We start from the raw sequence: 22,521 nt of genomic DNA, 5'->3' as shown, positions 1-22,521 counted from the left end.
GGCTCAGGCTACGACGGGACTGGGAAGCGATACCGCTTCTCAGTCCACGTACCGCTCGCTCACCGCCCCATCCAGCCGCCGCACCCGCGCGGCCGCCAGCACGTCCGGATCCATCAGCCGCGCATTGATCCCCATCCTGTCGCGCGTTGGGTCGTTGGAGCTCCAGTGGGTGACGCAGCCGCAGGCGCGGCAGCGGTGGAAGGCGATCGCGTGGTTGTTCCACTCATAAGTGTCGGTCGGGCCGCCCTCGACGCGGCGCACCAGCGTGGGACTGTAATAGGCCCACAGCACGCCGTAGCGGCGGCAGATCGAGCAGTTGCAGTCGGTCACCTCGCTCGGCGCCGTCTCGATCTCGAAGCCCACGGCGCCGCAGTGGCAGCTGGTCGTGATCATGCGTCGTCTCCAAAAGAAAAGGCCCGGAGCTTGCGCCCCGGGCCGATCCCAAAGTGCTTCAGGCCGTAAGGCTTAGCACTTGTAGTACATCTCGAATTCGACCGGGTGCGGGTGCAGTTGCAGACGCATCACTTCTTCCATCTTCAGCTCGATGTAGCTGTCGATGAAGTCGTCGTCCATGACGCCGCCGGCCTTCAGGAAGGCGCGGTCCTTGTCCAGGCTTTCCAGGGCTTCGCGCAGCGAGCCGCAGACTTCCGGGATCTTCTTCTGCTCGCGGGGCGGCAGGTCGTACAGGTTCTTGTCGGCCGGAGCGCCCGGGTCGATCTTGTTGATGATGCCGTCCAGGCCGGCCATCAGCAGGGCGACGAAGGTCAGGTACGGGTTGCCCATCGGGTCGGGGAAGCGGGCTTCCAGACGCTTGGCCTTCGGCGAGTCGACGTGCGGGATGCGGATCGAGGCCGAGCGGTTGCGCGAGCTGTAGGCCAGCTTCACCGGGGCTTCGTAGCCCGGCACCAGGCGCTTGTAGCTGTTGGTGGTCGAGTTCGAGAAGGCGTTGATGGCCTTGGCGTGCTTGATGATGCCGCCGATGTACCACAGGCACTCTTGCGACAGACCGGCGTACTTGTCGCCGGCGAACAGCGGCTTGCCGTCCTGCCAGATCGACTGGTGCACGTGCATGCCCGAGCCGTTGTCGGCGAACATCGGCTTGGCCATGAAGGTGGCCGTCTTGCCGTAAGCGTGGGCCACGTTGTGGATCACGTACTTATAGAGCTGCATGCGGTCGGCCATGGTGACCATGGTGTCGAACTTCAGGCCGAGCTCGTGCTGGGCGGGCGCCACTTCGTGGTGGTGCTTTTCCGGCTTCATGCCCAGCTCGCCCATGACGGCCAGCATTTCGCCGCGCAGGTCTTGAGCCGAGTCGACCGGGTTGACCGGGAAGTAGCCGCCCTTGGGACCCGGGCGGTGGCCCATGTTGCCTTCCGGATAGACCTTGCCCGAGTTGACCGGCAGTTCGCTCGAGTCGAACGAGTAGCCGGTGTTTTCCGGAGCGGTCGACCAGCGCACGTCGTCGAAGATGAAGAATTCGGCTTCCGGGCCGAAGTAGACGGTGTCGCCCACGCCGGCCGACTTGACGAAGTTCAGCGCGGCCTTGGCGATCGAGCGCGGGTCGCGGTTGTAGGGGGTGCCGTCGTCGGGGTTCACGACGTCGCAGAACAGAGCCAGGGTGGTCTGCTGGTAGAACGGGTCGATGATGGCCGAGGTCAGGTCCGGACGCAGCTTCATGTCCGACTCGTTGATGGCCTTCCAGCCGGCGATCGACGAGCCGTCGAACATGGTGCCGTCGTTGAGGAAGTCGTCATCGACCAGGTCGATGTCGAAGGTCACGTGCTGCAGCTTGCCGCGAACGTCCGTGAAGCGGACGTCGACGTACTTCACGTCCTTTTCCTTGATCAGGTCCAGGATTTCCTTGGCGGTGCTCATTGATATCCCCTTTGAGCGAGTAAAGTCTGAGGATCGCCGTTAGACGGCGGACGGACCGGTTTCGCCGGTCCGGATGCGGACGACTTCGGTGATCTCCGAGACGAAGATCTTGCCGTCGCCGATGCGGCCCGTGCGGGCGGCGTTGGTGATCGCCTCGAGGGCGGGTTCGAGCTGGCTGTCCTCGACGACCACCTCGACCTTGATCTTGGGCAGGAAGTCCACGACGTACTCGGCGCCGCGATAGAGCTCGGTGTGGCCCTTCTGGCGGCCGTAGCCCTTGGCTTCCAGCACGGTCATGCCTTGAACGCCCATGTCCTGGAGCGCCTCTTTGACCTCATCCAGCTTGAACGGCTTGATGACGGCTTCGATCTTTTTCATCGGTCTCTTCCGCGCCGGACGACGCATGGCCTCTGACTTTGAGCGGCAAGGATCACGCCGCCCCGGACGCCACAAGCAGGCTGTCTCGCGATTGTCGTGCTTCCGCTTTCGGTTTTGGCATATGAGCAAATCTTGAGCGAGATTTGATCGAAAAATATGCATTTCGGAATTGTGGCTCAAAACGGCCTTGCCGCGCCCCCAACCCCGCCTAGGATCACGAAAACAATCGTTTGAACGGGGGCGAACATGCGGGACGAGACGCCGGTTTTGATCGGCGCGGGGCAGTTCACGTTTCGCGGTCCGGCCGAAAATTCGCCTTCGCCACTGGAATTGCTGAGAATTGCGGCGAAACGCGCTGACGCCGACACGGGAGTCGCGGGGACGGTTCTTGCGCGTTTGGACGCTCTGGCGGTCGTAGCGTTCAGCATCGACGCTCCGGGCGCGCTTTCGAAGCTGCCGCTTCCCCGCCTGTCGGATCCGCCGGCCAGCCTGGCCCGGGCGCTGGGCGCCGATCCGGCCTGGGCTGTCTATACGCAGACCGGCGGCAACAGCCCGCAGCAGGCGATCAACATCCTGGCCGAGCGCATCGCCCGCGGCGAGTCGCGTCTGGGGCTCGTCACCGGGGCCGAATTCCTCGGCTCGCTGATGAAGCGGGCCAAGGGCGGCCTCGGCTTCGACGGCTGGGCCGACGACATCGAAACCAGGCCCGCCCGCATCGGCGACCCGCGTCCCGGCGTCACCGAGCAGGAGGCCGCCCACGGCCTGGGCTATCCGGTCAACACCTATCCGCTGTTCGAAAACGCCCTGCGGGCCCGCGACGGGCGCAGCCTTTCCGACCACCAGGCGCGGCTGGGCGCGCTGTTCTCGCCGTTCAGCAAGGTCGCCGCCGCCGATCCCGAGGCCTGGTTCCCGGTCGAGCGAAGCGCTGAGGAACTGGTCACGGTGACCGAGCGCAACCGCATGGTGGGCTATCCGTACCCCAAGTACCTGAACGCCATCATGGAGGTGGACCAGTCGGCCGCCGTGCTGGTCGCCAGCGTCGGCATGGCCCGCGAGCTGGGCGTGCCGGAGGACCGCTGGGTGTTCCTGCACGGCTGCGCCGACGCCGCCGACCTCTGGTACCCGCTGCAGCGGCAGGACTTCCACTCCAGTCCCGCCATCCGCCTGACCGGCCAGCGGGCGCTGGAGATGGCCGGGATCGGGCTCGACGACCTTTCCCTGATCGACCTCTATTCCTGCTTCCCCTCGGCCGTGCAGATCGCCGCCGAGGAACTGGGCCTGGCGCTGGACGACCCGCGCGGCCTGACCGTCACCGGCGGCCTGCCTTATTTCGGCGGGCCGGGGAACAACTACAGCCTCCACGCCGTGGCCCGGCTGGTCGAGCGGCTGCGGGCGCGGCCCGGCGCCTACGGCCTGTCGACCGCCAACGGCTGGTTCCTGACCAAGCAGTCGGTCGGGATCTATTCGACCCGCCCGGTCGAGGGCGAGTGGCGGCGCGAGGATCCGGCGGTGATCCAGAAAGAGATCGACGCCCTGCCGCATCCGCCGATCGTCGAGAAACCGGAGGGGCGCGCGAGCATCGAGACCTACACCGTCGTCCACGCCCGCCAGGGGCCGCGCATGGGCGTCGTCGTCGGCCGTACTGCGGACGGCGCGCGGTTCGTGGCCAACACCCCCGACGATCCGGCGACCCTGGCCGACCTCGAAGGCCGCGAGGGCGTCGGGCGCACGGGGATGGTCGGGCGCCATCCCGACGGCGTGCGCAACCTTTTCACGCCGGACGCCGCCTGATGGGCCGCGTCCACGTCATCCGCCACGGCAAGCCGGCCGCGACCTGGGGCGGTCATGACGACGATCCGGGCCTGGACGCTGCCGGCCAGGAGCAGGCGAGGGCGGTCGCCGCCGCGCTCTTTGCCTGGCCGGCGGCCGAGCGCCCGACCCGTGTCGTCTCCTCGCCCCTGCGCCGCTGCCGCGAGACGGCCGCGCCTTTGGCGCAACTGCTGGGCGTTTTGGTCGAGATCGAGCCGGCCGTCGGCGAGATTCCGACCCCAGCGACCCTGTCGCCCGAGGCGCGCCCCGCCTGGCTGAAGCAGGCCTTCACCGGCGACTGGGCCGATATCGAGGGCGATCGCGACTATCTGGCCTGGACCCGCGAGGTGGCCCAGGCTCTGGCGCGATACGAGGGATACGCCGTCTTCAGCCACTTCGTCGCCCTCAACGCCGCCGTCGCGGCGGCGGAAGGCTCGGCGGCGGTGATGAGCTTCCGGCCCGACCACACCAGCGTCACCGTCTTCGAAGTCGTCGACAATGGCTTGGCGCTCGTCGAGAAAGGCAGGGAAGCCTCCACCGGCGTTCTTTGATGGAGCCCAGCATGCCTCGCCAGATCATGCCAAATGCGATCATGAGCGTCGCCGAGATGAAGGCGGCCGATGCGGCGGCCGTGGCGGCGGGAACGCCGGCGACCACCCTGATGGAACGGGCCGGCAAGGGCGCGGCCGAGGCGATCCGTCAGCGCTGGTCGCGCCGCCCCGTCGTGATCTGGTGCGGCCCCGGCGACAACGGCGGAGACGGCTATGTCGTCGCCCGCCACCTGAAGCGGCGCGGCTGGCCGGTGCGGGTGGAGGCCCTGGCGCCGCCCGCCACGCCGTCCTGCCGCTGGGCCGCCGAGCGCTGGCGCGGCGAGGTCCATCCGCTGAATCCCGCGCTCAGCCCCGCCGAGCTCTATGTCGACGCCCTGTTCGGGGCCGGCCTGTCACGGCCGCTGGAGGGCGTCGCTGACGATCTGGCCCGCGCCGCCGAGGGGTTGTCGCCGCGCATCGTCGCCATCGACACGCCCAGCGGGATCCATGGCGACACCGGCCGGCCGATCGCCGGCCGCGCCCTGGCGGCGGCCCTGACCGTCACCTTCCACCGCCGCAAGCCCGCCCACGTGCTCGCGCCCGGGGGAGGGATGGGCCGAGCGGCCTGCGGCGATGTCGAGGTGGTCGATATCGGCCTCTCCGACACCGGCGCCGGCGACCTCTTCGAGAACGACCCGTCGCTGTGGGGCGCGCGCTTCCCCTGGCCCTCGAGCGACGCCCACAAGCATGCGCGCGGCCGGCTGGTGGTGGTCAGCGGCGAGGCCTGGAGCACGGGCGCGGCGCGTCTGTCGGCGCGCGCCGGCCTGCGGATCGGGGCGGGCGTGGTCACCCTGCTGTCGCCGCCGAGCGCCCTGGCGGTCAACGCCGCCCATCTGGAGGCGGTGATGCTGGCCCCGTTCGAGACCGACATCGATCTGGCCGAGCGCGCCGCCAACGCCGCCGCCGCCGTCATCGGCCCGGCCGCCGGGGTGGGCGAGGCGACGGCCCGCAACCTCACCGCCCTGGCCGGCACCGGTGCGGCCCTGGTGGTCGACGCCGACGCCCTGACCAGCTTCGCCCACGCGCCCGAAGAGCTTTTCGCCCGCCTCGATCGCGACGACGTGCTGACCCCGCATCCCGGCGAGTTCGAGCGGCTGTTCCCCGGCCTGCTGAAGACCGCCCCCGAACGCATCGCCGCGGCCCGGCAGGCCGCTCGCCGCGCCGGGGCGATCGTGCTGCTGAAAGGCCCCGACACCGTCATCGCCGCCCCCGACGGCCGCACGGCGGTGAACCTCAACGGTTCGCCCTGGCTGGCCACGGCCGGCTCCGGCGACGTGCTGGCCGGCTTCATCGCCGGCCTCGCGGCCCAAGGCATGGAAAGCTTCGACGCCGCCTGCGCCGGCGCCTGGATCCATGCCGAATGCGCGACGGCGCACGGCCCGGGCCTGATCGCCGAGGACCTGCCGGGTTTGGCGCCTGCGGTGCTGAAGAGGCTGTGGGATGAACGTGCAAACCCTCTCCCATAGGGAGAGGGAGGGGCCCATGCGCAGCATGGGAGGGTGAGGGGTTACACCCTATCCGGACAGGGCAGGGACTTGAGGGTGACGGGGACCGCCAACGGCGTACGCCCTCACCCTCCCACCGCTTCGCGGCGGGCCCCTCCCTCTCCCCACGGGAGAGGTGTCTTTACGCCGCCCCGATCGTCTCCAGCTCGAACGGCGTGGTCTGGTAGACCTCGTTCAGCCAGTTGGCGAACAGCAGGTGGGCGTGGCTGCGCCAGCGGTTGCGCGGGGCGCGGGTCGGGTCGTTGGCGGGGAAGTAGTGGGCCGGCGGCGGCGTGGTCGGGTCGATCAGGCTGTCGCGGTGATACTCGGCCGCCAGGGTGCCGGTCTCGTATTCCGGATGGTTGAACATATAGAGCCAGCGGCGGCGGGCGTCCTCCAGCAGGCACAGCCCCGATTCCTCGGACTCCAGCAGCACCTTCAGCGAGCCGTCGGCCGGCAGGTCCTCGGGCCGCACCTCGGTCCAGCGCGACACCGGGATGTCGATCTCGTCGGCCAGGCCCCGCAGATAGGGCGAGGCTGGCGCCAGGTTGGCGTGCGGGAAGACGCCGGAGCATTTCTCCGACAGCACGTGCTTGGGCACGCCGTGGAAATGGCGCACGCCGGCCTGCGCGCCCCAGCACACCGCCAGGCCCGCATGCACGTGGGTCTGCGACCAGTCGAAGATGCGGGAAAGCTCGTCCCAGTAGCTGACTTCCTCGAAGGCCAGGGTCTCGACCGGCGCGCCGGTGACGATCAGGCCGTCGAAGCGCTCACCGCGCACCTCGTCCCACGGGCGATAGAAGGCCAGCATGTGCTCAGCCGAGGTGGTCTTGGGCGCGTGGCCGGAGATCTGGATCAGCGACAGCTCGATCTGCAGCGGGCTGGCGCCCAGCAGGCGCGCGAAGTGGCGCTCGGTGGTCGGCTTGTCGGGCATCAGGTTCAGGAGGGCGATGCGCAGCGGCCGGATGTCCTGGCGGGCGGCCTCCGTGTCGGCCATCAGCGACAGGCCTTCGGCTTCCAGCAAAGCGCGGGCCGGCAGGTTGTCGGGAATCTTGATGGGCATGCGCTGCGTCCGTCCGTCGAAAAAACAAGACTCGGGACGGCTTTAGGGATCACCCGTTTCGTTGCCGTCGCGGCCGCATCCCCCCGACGGGGCGCCACCTTGCTCGGGAAGCAGGTTGGCGTTGGGCGAGCCCAACTCTTGATGCACGTGCGGCTTTAAAGGCCTCGCTTGCCGATCGCAAGGGGACGCAAGGTCGCGACCGCGGGTCGGACAGGGCGCTTCAGGCTTCCAGGCGGTGCAGCACGATCTCGGCGCGCACGCCCTCGTCGAACAGCCGGCTGCCGTAGTCGAGCGCCGCCTGGAACGAGCGTTGCTCGGCGAGGTCGGTATAGAGCACCTGCCGGTCGCAGGTGACCTCCCATCCGGCCTCGGTCTCGGTGACCTCGATCGTCCGCATACGCTGCCTCCTACGCCATGGCGCAGTTAACCGTCGCTGGTTTTGAATGGTTGCGTGCGAATCCACGAAAATTCAAGCGGCACGTCCGTGCGCTGAGGGATTCGCGAGATCTGATCGAGGGGGAGAGGGAAAACCGGCCCGGGCGTCAGTCGGGGGGGCAAGGCCCGGGCCGGTTAATGCCCCGTGGCGTTACGCTCGACGGGACACGATGAGAACGACGCGAGCGCTGGCCGGTTCCGCCCTGGCGCGAAAAATCTGCGGCGCCACTTCAAATCGGTCGCGGTCGCGGCTAAGGCTCTGCGCCCATGCGGATGTGGCGGAACTGGTAGACGCACTGGATTTAGGTTCCAGCGCCGAGAGGCGTGGAGGTTCGAGTCCTCTCATCCGCACCATGTCGCCGCGCGCAGCGTTTTGCGCGCGGCGACGCCATACCCTTTGATCGACGCGAAGTGTCGTGACATAAGGGCGCTCTTTCGCCGCCCCCGGTGACGTGGGCGGCTATGATTTTTTGACCCCTGGGGCGGACGACGGGCGCGGGCGCCCAGAGCCGAGAAGCTAAGAATGTCGATGCAGATCGTTGAAAAGTCGGGCGAAGGCCTCAGCCGGGTTTACGGCGTTACGGTGCCCGCGAGTGAGCTGGCCACGCGTCTCGAGGCTCGTATCGCCGAAGTCGCGCCGCAGATGAACGTCAAGGGCTTCCGCCCCGGCAAGGTGCCGACCGCTCACGTCCGTCGCCTGTACGGCAAGGGCCTGATGGGCGAAGTCATCGAGCAAGCGCTGAACGAGACCACCCAGAAGATCCTCGACGAAAACAAGCTGCGCCCCGCCGGCCAGCCCGACCTGAAGCCGACGTCTGACATGGACAAGGTCATCGCCGGCGGTGAAGACCTCGCCTTCGACCTGGCCGTCGAGATCATGCCGGAGTTCGAGCCGATCGACCCGACCTCGATCGAGCTGGTCAAGCCGGTCTACAAGATCGAAGACGCCGAAGTCGACGAAGCCCTGGCCGAGCTGGCCAAGCAGGCCCGCACCTACGAGCCGCGCAAGGGCAAGAGCCTGAAGGCCAAGGACGGCGACCAACTGCTGATCGACTTCGTCGGCACCATCGACGGCGTCGCCTTCGCCGGCGGCACGGCCAACGACGCCGAGCTGGTGCTCGGTTCGGGCCAGTTCATCCCGGGCTTCGAAGAGCAACTGGTCGGCGCCAAGCCGGAAGACGTCGTCACCGTGAAGGTCAACTTCCCGGAAGACTACCAGGCCGCCGAACTGGCCGGTAAGGCCGCCGAGTTCGCCACCACCGTCAAGGAAGTGCGCGCTCCGGTCGACGCCGAGCCGGACGACGAACTGGCCAAGCGCCTGGGCCTGGCCGATCTGGCCGCCCTGAAGGACCTGCTGAAGTCGAACCTGGAAGGCCGCTACACCAACTCGAGCCGCTTCAAGCTGAAGCGCGCCCTGCTGGACGTGCTGGACACCAAGCACGACTTCCCGCTGCCGCCGCGCATGGTCGACGCCGAGTTCGCCGGCATCTGGCAACAGGTCCAGGCCGACAAGTCGCAAGGCGGCCTGCCGCCGGAAGACGCCGACAAGACCGAAGACCAGCTGAAGGACGAGTACCGCAAGATCGCCGAGCGCCGCGTGCGCCTGGGTCTGGTGCTCGCCGAGATCGGCCGCAAGAACGACGTGGTCGTCACCGACCAGGAACTGAACGAAGCGATCGTCCGCGAAGCCCGCCAGTACGGCGCCCAGGCCCAGCAGGTGTTCGACATGTACCGCCAGCGCGCCGACCTGCAGGCCTCGCTGCGCGCCCCGATCTACGAAGACAAGGTCGTCGACCTGATCTTCGGCAAGGCCAAGATCGAGGAAAAGGAAGTCTCCAAGGAAGAGCTCCTGGAAGAAGACGACCTGCCGGAAGGCTACGGCGGCTGAAGCCGTCGTCCCTTCGGGTGACGAATTGAGGGGCGCGGACCGAAAGGTCCGCGCCCTTTTCGTTTGCGCGTTCGTTCGGGCCGGCGCCTTGCAACCTGTTAAGCGCCACGCGATATGCGTCAGGAGCGAGAGCGCGGCGGTGATTCGCGCCCGCAAGGACATTCTGAGAAGGGCGAACCCCACATGATGTACGATCCGGTCGAGACGGCGATGAACCTGGTTCCCATGGTGGTCGAGCAGACCAGCCGCGGCGAACGCGCCTTCGACATCTTCTCGCGCCTTCTGAAGGAGCGGATCATCTTCCTCACGGGCCCGGTCGAGGACGGCATGGCCTCGCTGATCTGCGCCCAGTTGCTCTTCCTGGAGTCGGAGAACCCCAAGAAGGAAATCGCCATGTACATCAACTCGCCGGGCGGCGTGGTGACGTCGGGCCTCGCGATCTACGACACCATGCAATACATCAAGAGCCCGGTGACCACCGTGTGCATGGGCATGGCCGCCTCGATGGGCAGCCTGCTGCTCTGCGCCGGCGCCGCCGGCCAGCGCGTCGCCCTGCCGAACGCCCGCATCATGGTGCACCAGCCGTCGGGCGGCTTCCGCGGCCAGGCCTCGGACATCGTCCGTCACGCCGAGGACATCTCCAAGACCAAGCGCCGCCTGAACGAGATCTACGTCAAGCATTGCGGCCGCACCTATGACGAGGTCGAGCGCGACCTGGACCGCGACAACTTCATGAGCGCCGAGGAAGCCAAGGCCTGGGGCCTGATCGACCAGATCCACGAGAACCGCGAAAGCTCGGAAGCCGGCGCCTAAAGCCAGCTGACGATCTGAAGACGAAGCCGCCGGCCGCGAGGTCGGCGGCTTTTTCGTGCGCGTTGCGTAGGTTTCGGCCTCAACCTATGATCTTCCTGGAGGGGGAGGATCACCATGCGAAATCGGGCAAGGACTGTGTCGGCCGCTGTGGCGTCGGCGGCTCTGCTGGCCGGCGTTCTCGTAGCCGGGGCGGCCGCGGCGCAGTGCACGATGTGGTGTCCGCAGGCCCCCGGCGGCGACGCGCTGATCACCGAGTTCTCGACCGTCCAGCGCGCCCAGGCCGGGTGCAAGGGCGACGAGGTCGTCTGGGCCCAGAACAAGCGCATCTATCATCGGGCCGGCTGGAAGAAGTTCGGCAAGACCCCTGGCGGCAGCTACATCTGCAAGGCCTCGGCCGGCAAGGTGAACCTGAAGCCGGCCAATCTCCTCCAGCGCTTCCTGTAGCGTTCACCGTCGAACGCGGGGCGTTTATGGCCGAGTTGGGCCGGGGCGCGGGGAAAGACGAAACAAACAGGCCCCAGATCGGCCGGGCAGGGCGGCGACAAGGATCGCATGACGATCCTTTCTCCCCGGAGCCCGGCCATGACCCTCCGCCGCCTTTCGCTGCTTTCGGCCTGCGCGGCCTTCCTGAGCCTGGCGGGCGCCGCCGCCCACGCCCAGGGTCTTTCCGATCCGACGCCCCAGCACGGCGTCGCCACCATGCGGCTGGCCGTCAGCCCCGAGCAGGTGCAGCAGATCGTCTCCGACCGCCTGCTGCAGGACGGCGTCACGGCGGGCCTGGCGACCCTGCGGCAGAACCTCTCCCTGACCCCCGCCCAGCAGGGCCGCTGGCGCGACTTCATCCTGGCCTCGAACGCCAAGCCCTCGGGCCTCGTTTTGGCCGTCGTCGCGCCCGAGGACGAGACCCCGCTCGCCCAGGCCAGGGCCGGCCTCGTCTTGCAGCGCGAGCAGCTGGCCTTCGAGCAGCGCCGCGTGAAGGCCATGGGGCGGCTCTACAAGTCGCTCGACGCCAACCAGCGCGCGGTCTTCGACCAGGCCTATTCGGTGATCGGCAGCCTGTCGGTCAGCACCACCCAGCTCCCGACGGGCTTCGCCCAGGCCGGCGCGGGCGTGGAGTAGGCGACCAAGATCCTCCCCCTCAAGGGGGAGGATCCCCCTAAACCGGCTTGCCCTTGAAGATGCGGTAGCCGCGCTCCTGGGCGATGGCCAGCATCTCGGTGTCGCCCGAGGTGTCGCCGTAGGCGGCGGCCAGCTTCATGTTCTCGCCGAAGGTCTCGCGCAGGCGCACCACCTTCTCGGGACCCCGGCAGTTGGGCCCCAGGAGGGAGCCGACCACCTTGCCGTTGAGGTCGAAGGCCAGCCTGGTGCCGATCAGCAGGTCGGCGCCGATGCCGCGCGCGAACGGGGCCACCACCAGGTCGGGCGAGGCGGTGACGATGACCATCCTGGCCCCCTGCGCCCGCCAGCGCCGCCACACCGCCAGGGCGTCGGGGCGGAACAGGCTCTGCGCATGCCCCTCGGCGAACTTGCGGGCCTGGGCCTCCAGCCGCTCCTGCGGCACGCCCTTGAGGAATTCGCGGATGGCCGCGGCCTTGATGCGGCCCCGGTCGCGATGGAACAGGTAGGAGAGGGCGGCCGGCGCCAGGCGGATCATGCCGATCGTCCAGCGGCCGCCGCTGACCCGCCACTTCAGGAAAGCCGTGAAGCTGTCGCGCACCGTCAGGGTGCCGTCGAAGTCGAAGGCCACCAGCGGCGGGCTGGCTTCGGTGTGGGTCGGGGCGTGAGCGTCGTGCGACGCGCCCGGCGCCGTTTCTTGGGTCTCGGCCATTTCGTCTCCGCCCCTCGGGCGAACTCCTTTTAACGGCGCCGCTTGCAGCACGATTCCGGCTGTGTTCGAAAAGCTTAGAGCCTGCGTCGATGTTCCACACCCCGTCTGGCGCTTGCTTTGGCCTACAGTCGTCCCATCTAGGGATGGAATCCCATGATCAGACGCGAAACATCCACGAACTTGGCGCCGGAAACGGGCTCCAAGGCTTGTGCCGCGCGTTCGGATCGGGGAATGTCAAGGATTAGACAACTCCCGTTCGGTATCCTGTTGCTTCGGTGGCGGGATACGCGTGGGGGTCGGCGGTAGCGGCTTTCGCCGTAAACGCCCTAGCGTGAGAAGCGACCATGACGAAAGCCGCCAGCGGCGACGCCAAGAGCACCCTGTACTGTTCTTTCTGCGGAAAGAGCCAACATGAAGTGCGCAAGCTCATCGCCGGACCCACCGTGTTCATCTGCGATGAATGCGTCGAGCTTTGCATGGATATCATCCGTGAAGAGCACAAGATCGCCTTCGTGAAGTCCAAGGACGGCGTTCCGACGCCGCGCGAGATCTGCGAGGTCCTGGACGACTACGTGATCGGGCAAGGTCACGCCAAGAAGGTGCTCGCGGTCGCGGTGCACAATCACTACAAGCGCCTGAACCACGCTTCGAAGAACAACGATGTCGAGCTGGCCAAGTCGAACATCCTTCTGGTCGGTCCGACCGGCACGGGTAAGACCCTGCTGGCCCAGACCCTGGCCCGAATCATCGACGTGCCGTTCACGATGGCCGACGCCACGACGCTGACCGAAGCCGGTTACGTCGGCGAAGACGTCGAGAACATCGTGCTGAAGCTGCTCCAGGCCGCCGACTACAATGTCGAGCGCGCCCAGCGCGGCATCGTCTACATCGACGAAATCGACAAGATCAGCCGCAAGTCCGACAACCCGTCGATCACCCGCGACGTGTCGGGCGAAGGCGTGCAGCAGGCCCTGCTGAAGATCATGGAAGGCACCGTCGCCTCCGTGCCGCCGCAAGGCGGGCGCAAGCATCCGCAGCAGGAGTTCCTGCAGGTCGACACGACGAACATCCTGTTCATCTGCGGCGGGGCCTTCGCGGGCCTCGAGCGCATCATCTCGGCCCGCGGTTCGGCCAAGTCGATCGGCTTCGGCGCCAAGGTCGCCGATCCGGAAGACCGTCGCACCGGCGAGATCCTGCGCGGCGTCGAGCCCGACGACCTGCAGCGCTTCGGCCTGATCCCGGAATTCATCGGCCGTCTGCCGGTGATCGCCACCCTGGAAGACCTCGACGAGGCCGCCCTGGTGAAGATCCTGACCGAGCCGAAGAACGCCTTCGTCAAGCAGTACCAGCGCCTGTTCGAGATGGAGAACATCGGCCTGACCTTCACCGAGGACGCCCTGCACGGCGTCGCCAAGAAGGCCATCGCCCGCAAGACCGGCGCCCGCGGCCTGCGCTCGATCATGGAAGGCATCCTGCTGGAGACCATGTTCGAACTGCCCAACTACGAGGGCGTCGAGGAAGTGGTGGTCAATGCCGAGGTCGTCGAAGGCCGCGCCCAGCCGCTGCTGATCTACGCCGAAAAGAAGGGCGGAGCGGCCTCGGCCTAAGGCCTGGCTGCATCGCTTGAGAGATGAGAACGGCGGGTCCCCAGGACCCGCCGTTTTCTTTTTCCCTCTCCCCTTGCGGGAGAGGGTGGCCTCGCGGAGCGAGGTCGGGTGAGGGGTCTCTCAAATCTCGAAGCCGCGTGCGGCGGTTAGGCCGGGCGGAAGCGTCTCCCATTTGAGAGACCCCTCATCCGACGGCCTTCGGCCGCCACCTTCTCCCGCAAGGGGAGAAGGATCGGGGCTTACGCACGCTGCTCACACGGCGTAATCGGAAAAGAATCCAACCAACTCAACGCCCTACAACTTTATAACCCCAACTTATCCTCCCCCACTCGAGCCGCCCCATAATCAAAGCCATCCCAGCCATGGGGAGGGCTCTTGGTACCGGCCCGAGTTAGCGGCTGTGGATCGCATCGAGCGGGGCCGCTTGGGGCGTCATGGGAAGGGCGGGTTTGCAGGATCGCTCAGAAGGCGTGATTGGGCCGCCAAGCCGTTCCGTGACGAGACAAGCGGGTCGACAGGGTCGGGATCGTTTCAAACCGGCCTAACAGGATCAGCCGAGGCGCCGCCGGATCACCGCGGGGCTATTGGTCCTGCCCGTCCGAGGGACAACCGGGTCCAGGGTTGAAAAAGCACCCGCGCCCCCGGTCCTTCGAGCCTACGGTGCGGCGGAGCGGTCTGACGAAGCCGAAACGCTAAACCACATCACGGTCTCCGGGCTCCGCCCGGCCGCTCCGCGCCTCCCCGACCTAACGCGCAACTGCGCGGGAGCCTGAGAAGCCGTGTCCGCATCCCAAGGAACCTCCCCCCGTGGGGGAGGCGGCCGAAGGCCGGTGGGGGGACGGTTTCAGCTTTCGGAGCGCTTGCCGATTTCGCACCAACACCCCCCACCGATCGCTGCGCGATCGCCTCCCCCACAGGGGGAGGTTCCTTTCTTCTCCCGCGAGGGGAGAAGGATCACGCTTTCTCGCACTGCGGCGAGGAAACGATATGCCGCTGCGTCAGCGGCCAAGCGGCGAAATCCCCCATGGCTCAGCCCGCCGCGCGACCGAAATATCCAGCCTCACCACCAATGCGCGACTCGTCGCCGCTGGCGGGCGAGCACGCTTGAACCGCGTCGCAAAAGGTCCACATAAATAACGACCATCCGCCCAGTCCCGGGCGGACGGACCGTACGACTCAGGCGCATCGTCTGAAGTGACGGCGGTCCGCGTGGCAAGGCGCGAGTTTCGCGCGCCGGCCGGGAGTGAAAACATGTCTGAGATCCGTACGCTTCCTGTGTTGCCCCTGCGGGATATCGTTGTGTTCCCGCACATGGTGGTGCCGCTGTTCGTTGGGCGCGACAAATCCGTCCGCGCCCTCGAGGAAGTGATGCGCGGCGACAAGCAGATCCTGCTCGTCACCCAGAAGAACAGCGCCGACGATGATCCGGCTCCGGCCGACATCTACGAAGTCGGCGTGCTGGCCACCGTGCTGCAACTGCTGAAACTGCCCGACGGCACCGTCAAGGTGCTGGTCGAGGGCAAGGGCCGCGCCGCCGTCGTGCGCTTCACCGAGCAGGAGGCCTATTACGAGGCCCAGGTCGGCGAAGTCAGCGAAGACCAGGGCGCCGGTCCCGAGGCCGAGGCCCTTTCGCGCGCCGTCGTCGAGCAGTTCGAGAACTACGTCAAACTGAACAAGAAGGTGCCGCCCGAGGCCCTGGCGTCGATCCCGCAGATCGCCGAGCCGGGCAAGCTGGCCGACAGCATCGCCGCCCACCTGTCGGTGAAGATCGGCGACAAGCAGCATCTGCTGGAAATCTTCGACGTCACCAAGCGCCTGGAGAAGGTCTTCGCCCTCATGGAAGGCGAGATCTCGGTGCTGCAGGTCGAGAAGAAGATCCGCTCGCGCGTGAAGCGCCAGATGGAGAAGACCCAGCGCGAGTATTATCTGAACGAGCAGATGAAGGCGATCCAGCGCGAGCTGGGCGACCCCGACGATCAGCGCGACGAACTGATCGAGCTCGAGAAACGCATCAAGAAGACCAAGCTTTCGAAGGAAGCCCGGGCCAAGGCCGAGGGCGAGCTGAAGAAGCTGCGCAACATGAGCCCGATGTCGGCCGAGAGCACGGTGGTCCGCAACTATCTGGACTGGCTGCTGTCGATCCCGTGGGGCAAGGCCAAGACCAAGAAGATCGATCTCAACGAGAGCGAGGAGATCCTCGACGCCGACCACTACGGTCTGGACAAGGTCAAGGAGCGGATCCTGGAGTACCTGGCCGTGCAGGCCCGGACCAACTCCCTGAAGGGCCCGATCCTCTGCCTCGTCGGTCCTCCGGGTGTCGGCAAGACCTCGCTGGGCAAGTCGATCGCCAAGGCGACGGGTCGCGAATTCGTGCGCATGAGCCTCGGCGGCGTGCGTGACGAGGCCGAGATCCGCGGTCACCGCCGCACCTATATCGGCTCGATGCCCGGCAAGGTCGTCCAGTCGATGAAGAAGGCCAAGACCACCAACGCCTTCGTCCTGCTCGACGAAATCGACAAGATGGGCAGCGACTATCGCGGCGATCCGGCCTCGGCCCTGCTGGAAGTTCTGGACCCGTCGCAGAACTCGACCTTCGGCGACCACTATCTGGAGGTCGATTACGACCTGAGCCAGGTGATGTTCGTCACCACGGCCAACAGCCTGAACATGCCCCAGCCGCTGCTGGACCGCATGGAGATCATCCGCATCCCCGGCTACACCGAGGATGAGAAGCTGGAGATCGCCAAGCGTCACGTCCTGCCCAAGCTGGCCAAGGATCACGGCCTGAAGGACAGCGAGTTCATCGTCCCGGAAAAGGCGATCCGCGACCTGATCCGCTACTACACCCGGGAAGCCGGCGTGCGGTCGCTGGAGCGGGAACTGGGCGCCCTGGCCCGCAAGACGGTGCGTGACCTGTCGCGCGAGAAGATCACCTCGATCACGATCGACGACGAGCGTCTGGCCAAGTACGCCGGCGTCAAGAAGTACCGCTACGGCGAGACCGACGAAGTCGACCAGGTCGGCATCGTCACCGGTCTGGCCTGGACGGAGTTCGGCGGCGACATCCTGACCATCGAAGCCGTGAAGATGCCGGGCAAGGGCCGCATGACGGTCACCGGCAACCTCAAGGAAGTGATGAAGGAGTCGATCTCGGCGGCCAACAGCTACGTCCGCTCGCGGGCGACCGCGTTCGGCATCAAGCCGCCGATCTTCGAGAAGACCGACGTCCACGTGCACGTGCCGGACGGCGCCACGCCCAAGGACGGTCCGTCGGCCGGTATCGCCATGGCCCTGGCCATGGTCTCGGTGCTGACCGGCATCCCGATCCGCAAGGACATCGCCATGACCGGCGAGATCACCCTGCGCGGCCGGGTGACCGCCATCGGCGGCCTCAAGGAGAAGCTGCTGGCGGCCCTGCGTTCGGGCGTGAAGACGGTGCTGATCCCGCAGGAAAACGAGAAGGATCTCGTCGACGTGCCGCAATCGGTGAAGGCCGGTCTCGAGATCATTCCGGTCTCGACGGTCGACGAAGTGCTCAAGCACGCCCTCACCGGGCCCCTGACTCCGGTCGAGTGGAGCGAATCGGAGGAGCCTCTGGCGAGCCCCGCGAAGGGCGATGAAGCCGGAGACGACGCGGTTCTCACGCACTAACAGTAACTTATTGTTGATAACTGGGGCGGCGCGGGAATTTTCCGCGCCGCCTTCGTTTGACGGGGCAAGCGTTCCCCGCATACTTCCCGGCGAGCGAAGCGGCGTAAGCTGTTGCAGCGCCGCCGCTTATTGGCTGGGAGATAAAAATGACCACAAAAGCCGAACTCGTCACGGCGATCGCCGAAAAGGCGGGCATCAACAAGAACCAGGCGAAGGACGCCCTGGAAGCTTTCATCGACACCGTCACCGCTTCGCTGAAGTCGGGCTCGGACGTGCGTCTGGTGGGCTTCGGCACCTTCAAGGCCGTGACCCGCGCCGCGGGCACCGCGCGCAACCCGCGCACCGGTGAAACCGTCGAGCGTCCGGCCTCCAAGACCGCCCGCTTCCAGGTCGGTGAAGGCCTGAAGACCACCCTGAACGGTTAATCCCGTTTTCGGTCTTCAAAGGGGCGGGGCGTTCCAACGGCGTCCCGCCCTTTTTCATGCGTGCTTCCCAGACCGCCATTCGGCGGCTAGAAGCGCGCTCCATTCCCGAGCGGGCGGTTAGCTCAGCGGTAGAGCGTCTCGTTTACACCGAGAGGGTCGGGGGTTCGATCCCCTCACCGCCCACCAGGAACTGCTGACACGAACTGTCAGCGATCTTCGGCAGTCTCCCAGGCGTTCCGACGCCGAAAAGGGAGATCGTCATGCCCGTCAAGGGAAGCTGCCACTGCGGCGCCGTCCAGTTCCAGGTCGAGACCGAGCCGACCGAACTCGCCGACTGCAATTGCTCGTTCTGCTCCAAGCGCGGCAATCTGGTCGCCTACTACCCGCTCGCCGCCTTCAGGCTGCTGACCGCCCGCGACCGGGTCGCGACCTACCAGTGGGGCGACTACATGGGCACGCATCATCACTGCGGCGTCTGCGGCTGCGGGACCTACAGCCAGTTTCCCGACTTCAGCAGCGGCCAGGCCGACTACGACAATCCCCGCGTCGCCATCAACGCTCGCCTGCTCGAGGGCTTCGACCTGTCACCGCTGCCGGTGAACCACCTCAACGGCCGCGACGACTGGTGAACCTCAGAGCAAGGCCTCCAGCGCCTGGGCGGCGCCGCGGCCCTTGGCGTCGGCGGCGATCTGACCGCCCAGAACCTTGGCCGCCTCGCGCCAGGCCGGCTCGCCCAGCAGCCGCGTCAGGGCTTGGCCGATCTTCTCCGGCGAGGCGTCCGGCGCCAGGGTGATCGCCGCGCCTCGGTGGGCGGCGCGCATGGCGTTGTCGTTCTGGTCGCGGCCCATGGGCAGGCACAGCAGGGGCACGCCTTCCATCAACGGCCGCAGGGTCGAGCCGTGGCCGGCGTGGGTGACGAAGGCGGCGGCGTTCTTCAGCAAGGCGCCGTGAGGGGCGCTACGCACGACCTTCACATTGGCCGGGGCCTCGAACTCGGCGGGATCCAGGGTCGGGCCGGTCGTGACCAGGGCGCGGACGGGCAGGGCGGAAAGGGCGGCGATCACGTTGCGAAGCGTCGCTTCCTGCGCCTGGTAAAGGCTCGAGAACGACACCAGCACCAGCGGCGCGTCGCCTTGCGGAACTTCAATGGTCTCCACCCAGGCCGGATCGGCCAGATAGGGGCCGACATGGGCGAACGGAGCGGGCAGGGGATCGGGCGCGAAGTCGAAGGCCGGGCTGGTCGCCAGCAGGATCGCGTCGGCGGCCTCGTACTGCGCGAACAGGTCGGCCAGTTCAGGCAGGCCGTGCTCGGCCCGGGCGGAGTTCAGCGCCGGCAGGCCCGACTGGAAGAGGCCGCGCGCCATCTGGGCGACCATCGCCTGCATGGCCCGCTCCTGGTCGTCGGCCGCCGGGGCCATGCCGGCCCCGAACGGCGGCGCGCCGGGCAGGTTCGGCAGCGACCAGACATTGGCGGCCAGCAGGGCGAGCTTGGTTCCCCGTGCCTGGGCGGCGATCATCGCGCCCAGCAGCAGCTCCTGGCTGACCACCACGTCGGCGGGGAAATCGTCCAGCGCCTCCAGCACGTCGCGGGCGTAAGACGCGGCCGGGCCGGTCATCACCCGGTCGAGCAGGCGCTCGATGACGGCCATCGGATTGTCGGCCTCGAAGTCACGCAGCCGGTCGTCATCGCGGGACTTGCCGGTCTGGAACGGCGCGGTCGTCCAGGCGCGGAACGGCACGGACAGCGCCGCGGCGTCGGCGGCGTTGGCCGGATCGCTGATCGCCAGCACCTCGTGACCGCGCGCGGCGAGGTCGGCGGCGACCATCAGCAGCGGCTGGACGTGACCGCCGCCCTCCCAGGTCGTGAACAGAAACCGCGCCATGATCCTCGCCCCCTACGCAACCTAGCGAACGGTCTCGTATCAGATGTTTTTGCGCCTGGCGCGGGCACGACGTAGGGTGGCGCGGCGAGCCGCTGGACAGCGGCCAAGCTTCGGGGGAACCTCCCGTCGCTGAGCACCTTAATCGCTTGGCGGCCGCGTAAGACGGCCCCGCTGCAACAGCGAGGTACGGCGTGATCGATCTTCTGCCCACTTCCCCGCCGAGCCCCGAAGCCGGCGCGCCGCAGATTCGATCCGCCTCAGGTCGGCCCGCCCGTTTGATCGACACCACAATGCTTTACGCGCCGCGCAGCGGCGGCGTGCGCCGATATCTCAACGCCAAACGCGCCTGGCTGGCCGCCAATCGCCCGAGCGTGCGCCACACCCTGGTCGTGCCCGGGCCGCGCGACGCCCACGACGGCCACGGCCGCGTGTCGATCTACGCCGCGCCTCTGCCGTTCGGCGACGGCTACCGCTGGCCGATCGGCAAGACCAGCTGGATGGAGCGGCTGATTCGCCAGCGGCCCGACATCATCGAGGCCGGCGACCCTTACACCCCCGGTCTGGCGGCGCTGAAGGCGGGCGACGCCATGGGCGTGCCGGTCGTCGGATTCTGCCACACCGATCTTGGCGCCCTGGCGGCTCTGCATATCGGCGAGTGGGCCGAAAAGCCGGTCCAGAAACGCTGGGCGGCGATCTATCGCCAGTTCGACCAGGTCGTGGCGCCCAGCCACTTCATCGCCGGCCGGCTCGTGGAAGCGGGGGTGCGCGACGCCATCGGCCTGCCGCTGGGCGTCGACGTCGACACCTTCCATCCGGCGCGCGGCGACCGCGCGGCCCTGCGCCGGCGCCTGGGCCTGACCGACCGCCATCGCATTCTCGTTTTCGCCGGCCGCCCGGCCCGCGAAAAGAAGCTCGACGTGCTGGTCGACGCCGTCGAGAAGCTGGGCGAGCCCTATGTCCTGCTGCTGGTCGGGGCCGGGGCGGGCGCGCGGCCCAGTGATCGGGTGATCTCGATGGACTATCAGCGCGATCCCGAAGCCCTGGCCGCCATCCTGGCCGGCTGCGACGCCTTCGTGCACGCCAACGACAACGAGCCTTTCGGCCTGATCGTGCTGGAGGCCATGGCCTGCGGCCTGCCGGTGGTCGGCATCGACGCCGGCGGCGTGGCCGAAAGCGTCGATGAAGCCGTCGGCATGCTGGCGTCCGCCTCGGAAGGCGGAGTGTTTGCCGAGGCGGTCGAGGCGCTGTTCGCCCGCGATGTCGCCGCCCTGGGGCGCGCCGCGCGCCAGCGGGCCGAGGCCCGGCACGGCTGGACGCCCGTATTCGAGCGCCTGACCGGAATCTACGGACGCCTTACCGGTTCGCGGGCGTTCGTCGGCGAAGCGGCGGAAGCCGCCGCCTCGCACTGACGTCGTCTAGGCGGCTTGGCGCAACTCGCCGCGCAGGCCCGCCAGGATCTCGTAGCTGCGCAGCCGCGCGGCGTGGTCGAAGATCTGCGAGGCGGCCATCACCTCGTCGGCGCCGGTGGCGGCGATCACGGCCTTGACCTTGGCGGCGACGGTTTCCGGCGAGCCGATCGCCGAATAACGGAACGTATGATCCAGGCCCGCCAGTTCGTGCGGGGCGGCGATGGCCGTGATGTCGTCGACCGGCGGCGGCAGCAGGCCGGGGCGGCCGCGGCGCAGGGCCAGGAACTGCTGCTGGGTCGAGGTGAACAGGCGTCGCGCCTCCTCGTCGGTGTCGGCCGCGCACACCCCGATGCAGATCATGAAGTAGGGCTTGTCCAGCTGTTCGGACGGCCGGAAGCCGCGGCGATAGACCTCGATCGCCTCCATCAGCTGGTCCGGCGCGAAGTGGGCGGCGAAGGCGTAGGGCAGGCCCAGCGCCGCGGCCAGCTGCGCGCCGTAGGTGCTGGAGCCCAGCAGCCACATCGGCACGTCCTGTCCTTCGCCCGGCACGGCGCGCACCGACTGGTCTTCCGAGGCCGGCTTGAACCACTGCTGCAGCTCGACGACGTCCTCGGCGAAGCGGTCGACCCCGCCCATGTAGCGGCGAAGCGCCCGCATGGTGGCCTGGTCGGTGCCCGGCGCGCGGCCCAGACCCAGATCGATTCTGCCCGGATGCAGGGCCGCCAGCGTACCGAAAGCCTCGGCGACCATCAGCGGCGCGTGGTTCGGCAGCATGATTCCGCCCGACCCGACTCGAATCTTCGAGGTTCCGGCGGCCACGTGACCGATCACCACGGTTGTGGCGGCGCTGGCGATGCCGGGCATGTTGTGGTGCTCGGCCAGCCAAAACCTGTGGAAACCTAGAGACTCGGCATGACGCGCGAGGTCCAAAGTATTGGCCAAGGCTTTACTGACCGATGTTCCTTGAGGAACCGGCGACAGATCCAGGACGGAAAGCGGGATATCGGCGGGCTGAGTCATGCCCGCTAGATCGGGATGCGACCGCTCGGTAACAACCGTCCGCGGACACAATTTGTCGCAGTCGGCGTCGCGAACGCGCGTACAAGCAGCAGCACGAGGCGCTTGTCTGGGCAGTTCAAAAAATGGGGGAGGGGGAAAGTGGCGCGAATGACGGGGCTCGAACCCGCGACCTCCGGCGTGACAGGCCGGCGCTCTAACCAACTGAGCTACATCCGCGTCGCGTAAGGTCGTAAAACCCTACGAAGCGCTCGCTTTTACCTCGGATCGCGACCTTCCAGGAGAAGGTGGCGCGAATGACGGGGCTCGAACCCGCGACCTCCGGCGTGACAGGCCGGCGCTCTAACCAACTGAGCTACATCCGCA

Annotated in this window: 20 protein-coding genes, 4 tRNA genes and 1 riboswitch; of the genes, 14 read left to right on the top strand and 10 right to left on the bottom strand. The window is 67.5% G+C overall.

Translation table 11 applies throughout. The annotated features are described in order from the left end of the window. Window positions 1-39: 39 nt before the first annotated feature. From AC1RRS_RS13385 to AC1RRS_RS13375, 3 genes are all read right to left on the bottom strand, one after another. Complete coding sequence (locus tag AC1RRS_RS13385; protein ID WP_492855572.1) at window positions 40-393, bottom strand: GFA family protein; 354 nt, start codon at window positions 391-393, stop codon at window positions 40-42. 72 nt (window positions 394-465) lie between these two features. Then, a complete protein-coding gene (gene glnA / locus AC1RRS_RS13380) occupies window positions 466-1,875 on the bottom strand; it encodes a type I glutamate--ammonia ligase (protein WP_487288797.1) in 1,410 nt (469 codons plus the stop codon). Between the two features lie 39 nt (window positions 1,876-1,914). Further along, window positions 1,915-2,253: a P-II family nitrogen regulator gene (locus tag AC1RRS_RS13375; protein WP_035089775.1), complete on the bottom strand. Its 339-nt coding sequence runs from the start codon at window positions 2,251-2,253 to the stop codon at window positions 1,915-1,917. A gap of 246 nt (window positions 2,254-2,499) precedes the next feature. Here AC1RRS_RS13375 and AC1RRS_RS13370 point away from each other — a divergent pair, with 246 nt between their 5' ends. Genes AC1RRS_RS13370 through AC1RRS_RS13360 form a run of 3 tightly spaced genes read left to right on the top strand, consistent with a single transcriptional unit; the run spans window position 2,500 to window position 6,118 of the window. Then, a complete protein-coding gene (locus AC1RRS_RS13370) occupies window positions 2,500-4,044 on the top strand; it encodes an acetyl-CoA acetyltransferase (RefSeq protein ID WP_492855571.1) in 1,545 nt (514 codons plus the stop codon). After that, complete coding sequence (locus tag AC1RRS_RS13365; RefSeq protein ID WP_492855569.1) at window positions 4,044-4,613, top strand: histidine phosphatase family protein; 570 nt, start codon at window positions 4,044-4,046, stop codon at window positions 4,611-4,613. Before AC1RRS_RS13370 ends, AC1RRS_RS13365 begins: the two co-directional genes overlap by 1 nt. A 26-nt stretch (window positions 4,614-4,639) precedes the next feature. After that, on the top strand, window positions 4,640-6,118 hold the full coding sequence (locus AC1RRS_RS13360) for an NAD(P)H-hydrate dehydratase (RefSeq protein ID WP_492855623.1): 1,479 nt from the start codon (window positions 4,640-4,642) through the stop codon (window positions 6,116-6,118). Between the two features lie 160 nt (window positions 6,119-6,278). Here the strand turns inward: AC1RRS_RS13360 and AC1RRS_RS13355 are convergent, their stop codons facing one another. After that, window positions 6,279-7,199: a homoserine O-succinyltransferase gene (locus tag AC1RRS_RS13355; RefSeq protein WP_492855568.1), complete on the bottom strand. Its 921-nt coding sequence runs from the start codon at window positions 7,197-7,199 to the stop codon at window positions 6,279-6,281. 47 nt (window positions 7,200-7,246) lie between these two features. Next, window positions 7,247-7,349, bottom strand: a riboswitch (SAM-I-IV-variant riboswitch). Window positions 7,350-7,419: 70 nt separating this feature from the next. Further along, on the bottom strand, window positions 7,420-7,596 hold the full coding sequence (locus AC1RRS_RS13350; RefSeq protein WP_487288789.1) for a hypothetical protein: 177 nt from the start codon (window positions 7,594-7,596) through the stop codon (window positions 7,420-7,422). A gap of 307 nt (window positions 7,597-7,903) precedes the next feature. Between AC1RRS_RS13350 and AC1RRS_RS13345 the strand changes: the two genes are divergently transcribed. The 5 genes from AC1RRS_RS13345 to AC1RRS_RS13325 all read left to right on the top strand — a co-directional run bounded on the left by AC1RRS_RS13345 (window position 7,904) and on the right by AC1RRS_RS13325 (window position 11,454). After that, window positions 7,904-7,988 (top strand) — tRNA-Leu (locus tag AC1RRS_RS13345). 175 nt (window positions 7,989-8,163) lie between these two features. Beyond that, a complete protein-coding gene (gene tig / locus AC1RRS_RS13340) occupies window positions 8,164-9,522 on the top strand; it encodes a trigger factor (protein WP_492855622.1) in 1,359 nt (452 codons plus the stop codon). Window positions 9,523-9,705: 183 nt separating this feature from the next. Then, a complete protein-coding gene (locus tag AC1RRS_RS13335; RefSeq protein WP_110121833.1) occupies window positions 9,706-10,335 on the top strand; it encodes an ATP-dependent Clp protease proteolytic subunit in 630 nt (209 codons plus the stop codon). A 135-nt stretch (window positions 10,336-10,470) separates the two neighbouring features. Continuing rightward, window positions 10,471-10,779, top strand: coding sequence for a hypothetical protein (locus AC1RRS_RS13330; protein WP_492855567.1), 309 nt, complete (start codon window positions 10,471-10,473; stop codon window positions 10,777-10,779). Between the two features lie 138 nt (window positions 10,780-10,917). Next, window positions 10,918-11,454, top strand: coding sequence for a Spy/CpxP family protein refolding chaperone (locus AC1RRS_RS13325; protein WP_492855565.1), 537 nt, complete (start codon window positions 10,918-10,920; stop codon window positions 11,452-11,454). Between the two features lie 37 nt (window positions 11,455-11,491). On the opposite strand, the gene AC1RRS_RS13320 is transcribed toward AC1RRS_RS13325, so the two are convergent. After that, the gene (locus AC1RRS_RS13320) at window positions 11,492-12,163 is read right to left on the bottom strand and encodes an HAD-IB family hydrolase (RefSeq protein WP_492855563.1); all 672 of its coding nucleotides are present in this window, start codon (window positions 12,161-12,163) and stop codon (window positions 11,492-11,494) included. A gap of 344 nt (window positions 12,164-12,507) precedes the next feature. On the opposite strand from AC1RRS_RS13320, the gene clpX reads away from it, so the two are divergent. From clpX to AC1RRS_RS13295, 5 genes are all read left to right on the top strand, one after another. Further along, window positions 12,508-13,770, top strand: coding sequence for an ATP-dependent Clp protease ATP-binding subunit ClpX (gene clpX, locus AC1RRS_RS13315; protein WP_058350342.1), 1,263 nt, complete (start codon window positions 12,508-12,510; stop codon window positions 13,768-13,770). A 1,251-nt stretch (window positions 13,771-15,021) separates the two neighbouring features. After that, window positions 15,022-17,421, top strand: a complete 2,400-nt coding sequence (lon, locus tag AC1RRS_RS13310; RefSeq protein WP_492855562.1) for an endopeptidase La — start codon at window positions 15,022-15,024, stop codon at window positions 17,419-17,421. A gap of 146 nt (window positions 17,422-17,567) precedes the next feature. After that, entirely contained in the window at window positions 17,568-17,846 is a 279-nt protein-coding gene (locus AC1RRS_RS13305) for an HU family DNA-binding protein (RefSeq protein ID WP_110117750.1), read from the top strand. A gap of 111 nt (window positions 17,847-17,957) precedes the next feature. Continuing rightward, window positions 17,958-18,032, top strand: a tRNA-Val gene (locus AC1RRS_RS13300). Between the two features lie 74 nt (window positions 18,033-18,106). Continuing rightward, on the top strand, window positions 18,107-18,475 hold the full coding sequence (locus tag AC1RRS_RS13295; protein WP_492855560.1) for a GFA family protein: 369 nt from the start codon (window positions 18,107-18,109) through the stop codon (window positions 18,473-18,475). A 3-nt stretch (window positions 18,476-18,478) separates the two neighbouring features. Here AC1RRS_RS13295 and AC1RRS_RS13290 read toward each other — a convergent pair whose 3' ends face one another. Continuing rightward, the gene (locus AC1RRS_RS13290) at window positions 18,479-19,729 is read right to left on the bottom strand and encodes a glycosyltransferase (protein WP_492855558.1); all 1,251 of its coding nucleotides are present in this window, start codon (window positions 19,727-19,729) and stop codon (window positions 18,479-18,481) included. A 203-nt stretch (window positions 19,730-19,932) separates the two neighbouring features. Here AC1RRS_RS13290 and AC1RRS_RS13285 point away from each other — a divergent pair, with 203 nt between their 5' ends. Next, on the top strand, window positions 19,933-21,138 hold the full coding sequence (locus AC1RRS_RS13285) for a glycosyltransferase family 4 protein (RefSeq protein ID WP_492855621.1): 1,206 nt from the start codon (window positions 19,933-19,935) through the stop codon (window positions 21,136-21,138). Between the two features lie 6 nt (window positions 21,139-21,144). Here the strand turns inward: AC1RRS_RS13285 and AC1RRS_RS13280 are convergent, their stop codons facing one another. The 3 genes from AC1RRS_RS13280 to AC1RRS_RS13270 all read right to left on the bottom strand — a co-directional run bounded on the left by AC1RRS_RS13280 (window position 21,145) and on the right by AC1RRS_RS13270 (window position 22,520). Further along, complete coding sequence (locus AC1RRS_RS13280) at window positions 21,145-22,158, bottom strand: LLM class flavin-dependent oxidoreductase (protein WP_492855557.1); 1,014 nt, start codon at window positions 22,156-22,158, stop codon at window positions 21,145-21,147. 139 nt (window positions 22,159-22,297) lie between these two features. Beyond that, window positions 22,298-22,374 (bottom strand) — tRNA-Asp (locus AC1RRS_RS13275). A 69-nt stretch (window positions 22,375-22,443) separates the two neighbouring features. After that, window positions 22,444-22,520, bottom strand: a tRNA-Asp gene (locus AC1RRS_RS13270). Window position 22,521: the final 1 nt, after the last annotated feature.

Source organism: Caulobacter sp. GW821-FHT12A07 (assembly GCF_058807655.1).
Note: the sequence above shows the minus strand (reverse complement) of the source record. Positions and strands in the feature narration are given on the sequence as shown.

Coding starts and splice junctions, on each gene's coding strand:
- AC1RRS_RS13375 (WP_035089775.1), bottom strand. CDS start 2,253: ATGAAAAAGATCGAAGCCGTCATCAAGCCGTTCAAGCTGGATGAGGTC.
- AC1RRS_RS13385 (WP_492855572.1), bottom strand. CDS start 393: ATGATCACGACCAGCTGCCACTGCGGCGCCGTGGGCTTCGAGATCGAG.
- AC1RRS_RS13370 (WP_492855571.1), top strand. CDS start 2,500: ATGCGGGACGAGACGCCGGTTTTGATCGGCGCGGGGCAGTTCACGTTT.
- AC1RRS_RS13295 (WP_492855560.1), top strand. CDS start 18,107: ATGCCCGTCAAGGGAAGCTGCCACTGCGGCGCCGTCCAGTTCCAGGTC.
- glnA (WP_487288797.1), bottom strand. CDS start 1,875: ATGAGCACCGCCAAGGAAATCCTGGACCTGATCAAGGAAAAGGACGTG.
- AC1RRS_RS13335 (WP_110121833.1), top strand. CDS start 9,706: ATGATGTACGATCCGGTCGAGACGGCGATGAACCTGGTTCCCATGGTG.
- tig (WP_492855622.1), top strand. CDS start 8,164: ATGCAGATCGTTGAAAAGTCGGGCGAAGGCCTCAGCCGGGTTTACGGC.
- AC1RRS_RS13360 (WP_492855623.1), top strand. CDS start 4,640: ATGCCAAATGCGATCATGAGCGTCGCCGAGATGAAGGCGGCCGATGCG.
- AC1RRS_RS13355 (WP_492855568.1), bottom strand. CDS start 7,199: ATGCCCATCAAGATTCCCGACAACCTGCCGGCCCGCGCTTTGCTGGAA.
- AC1RRS_RS13350 (WP_487288789.1), bottom strand. CDS start 7,596: ATGCGGACGATCGAGGTCACCGAGACCGAGGCCGGATGGGAGGTCACC.
- clpX (WP_058350342.1), top strand. CDS start 12,508: ATGACGAAAGCCGCCAGCGGCGACGCCAAGAGCACCCTGTACTGTTCT.
- AC1RRS_RS13280 (WP_492855557.1), bottom strand. CDS start 22,158: ATGACTCAGCCCGCCGATATCCCGCTTTCCGTCCTGGATCTGTCGCCG.
- AC1RRS_RS13365 (WP_492855569.1), top strand. CDS start 4,044: ATGGGCCGCGTCCACGTCATCCGCCACGGCAAGCCGGCCGCGACCTGG.
- lon (WP_492855562.1), top strand. CDS start 15,022: ATGTCTGAGATCCGTACGCTTCCTGTGTTGCCCCTGCGGGATATCGTT.
- AC1RRS_RS13305 (WP_110117750.1), top strand. CDS start 17,568: ATGACCACAAAAGCCGAACTCGTCACGGCGATCGCCGAAAAGGCGGGC.
- AC1RRS_RS13320 (WP_492855563.1), bottom strand. CDS start 12,163: ATGGCCGAGACCCAAGAAACGGCGCCGGGCGCGTCGCACGACGCTCAC.
- AC1RRS_RS13290 (WP_492855558.1), bottom strand. CDS start 19,729: ATGGCGCGGTTTCTGTTCACGACCTGGGAGGGCGGCGGTCACGTCCAG.
- AC1RRS_RS13325 (WP_492855565.1), top strand. CDS start 10,918: ATGACCCTCCGCCGCCTTTCGCTGCTTTCGGCCTGCGCGGCCTTCCTG.